Origin of the sequence: Lacticaseibacillus salsurae (assembly GCF_045862175.1) — a bacterium.
Taxonomy (GTDB): Bacteria; Bacillota; Bacilli; order Lactobacillales; family Lactobacillaceae; genus Lacticaseibacillus; species Lacticaseibacillus salsurae.
This window is the reverse complement of sequence record NZ_BAAFZI010000127.1, coordinates 1-1,802: the sequence shown is the minus strand read 5'-3', so window position 1 is coordinate 1,802 and position 1,802 is coordinate 1. Positions and strand designations below refer to the sequence as shown.

Genomic DNA, 1,802 nt, shown 5'->3' with positions numbered 1-1,802 from the left:
TTAAATAAGGCCGTTCGCATCAAACTCAAGGAGTTCAACGAACGGCCATTCACAAAGAAATATAAACAAGGTAGTCGCCTTTCGGCGTTTCATGACGAAGAAAGCTTTGCCTTGCGACCATTACCTGTTCAAGCTTATACGATGGCCAGTTGGCGGACTGCCATCGTGCAATTAGACTACCACATCAACGTGGAAAGTCAGTTTTACTCTGTTCCTTACGAGTATATCTCATCTAAAGTGGATATCAAGGTGACGAAAGATATCGTAGAAGTTTTCTACAAAGGTAATCGAATTGCCTCCCATAAACGACTAACCGGTAAATTCGGGCAATTTTCAACCAATCACGATCATTTGCCAGCAGAACATAAACTGTTCGTCGATCATACACCTGAGAACGCATTAGCTTGGGCGGAAGAGGTTGGCATCAATACGCTTGCCGTAATGCGATATCTACTTAAATCGGCGGCAAGTGAAAAACAAGGTCTAAGTGCAGCTTTTCGATTCAAAGGCTTAGCTAGAAAATACGCAGCTATTGAAATCGAAGCCGCGTGTACGACCGTGATGAAAATTGCGACCGCACCGACGGTGTCCGTAGTTGAACGGGTTATGAAAAGTCAAAAGATTCCAGCACCAAAGACGATTAACGAACCCGACTACGGTTTTACTCGTGGTGCAGCATACTTTGGAGGAAATGACTAATGGTAAATGACGAAACTCAACGGAAGTTACGGCAGATGAAGCTTACCTCTATGGCAAATGCCTTGGAAGCACAGGAAAGCAACACAGAATATCGATCAATGAACTTTGATGATCGGTTCAAGTTACTCGTTGATGCGGCTTACGCAAGCCTTCAGTCAAATAGGCTGAATCGACTGATCAAGAGTGCAAATTTTCGGACGAATGAGCCATGTATAGCTGATATCAATTACTTGCCGGATCGTAAGTTGGATCGGAACTTGATTCAACGCCTTGCGACTGGCACGTATATTCAAGAGCACCATAACGTCATCTTAATGGGTGCTTCAGGTAACGGGAAAACATGGTTGGCGACAGCTTTGGGGATTGAGGCTTGCCATCAGTTTCATAAAGTAAAATATGTGCGTCTTCCCGAACTGATTGATGATTTGATTGTAGCGAAGCATGAGGCAAACGGTGACTTTCATAAGATTATTGAACGGTACAAGAAAGTTGAACTCTTGATCATCGATGAGTGGCTTTTGACGCCGATCAACGATGAACAAGCTCAGACTATTCTTGAGTTGATCGAATATCGAAGTCAGCGTGGTTCAACAATCTTTTGTACTCAATTCGCGCCGGAAGGCTGGCATAGTAAGCTGGGAAATCCACAGATTGCGGATGCGATCCTTGACCGAATCGTCCACGATTCTTACAAGCTCCTTATCCAAGGCGACAAATCGATGCGCGAGCGGTATGGAATCGGAGGCGAATTTGCATGATTTCAGTAGAACTGGAACAACGATTGGCGCTGTTCTATGCACATACAGACGCAATGGAAGACTGGGAAAACGTGCTTGGCGACGCACTGGTGGACATTATCTGGGAAAATAACGATAAATTGACGGATGACGAGCTTTTCGAATATGGAAAAGAAGTCATCGTGAAATACCTGGGTAAGTGCCGAGGAGACAAGCTCCCATAAAACTGAAAGTGGCATCGCTGAAAACGCTCAGCGATGCCACTTTTGAAATTCTTGGTCAATTCTTTCGCCGAGTGGTGTCAATTTTAGCACCGAATGGGGTAAAAAAGATCGCCGAGTTGGGCAATTCGCTTCGCCGCCTTCA

General features: G+C 44.8%; 3 protein-coding genes. All 3 read left to right on the top strand.

The window, feature by feature from the left end; genetic code table 11:
- A partial coding sequence (locus ACKTSG_RS14190) for a Mu transposase domain-containing protein (protein WP_407895669.1) occupies window positions 1–699 on the top strand: 699 nt, incomplete at its 5' end.
- Entirely contained in the window at window positions 699–1,457 is a 759-nt protein-coding gene (istB, locus tag ACKTSG_RS14185; RefSeq protein ID WP_003663191.1) for an IS21-like element helper ATPase IstB, read from the top strand. The genes ACKTSG_RS14190 and istB, both read left to right, overlap by 1 nt.
- Window positions 1,454–1,660: a hypothetical protein gene (locus ACKTSG_RS14180; protein WP_003663192.1), complete on the top strand. Its 207-nt coding sequence runs from the start codon at window positions 1,454–1,456 to the stop codon at window positions 1,658–1,660. The genes istB and ACKTSG_RS14180 overlap by 4 nt, the downstream gene beginning before the upstream one ends.
- The last annotated feature ends 142 nt before the right edge of the window (window positions 1,661–1,802 follow it).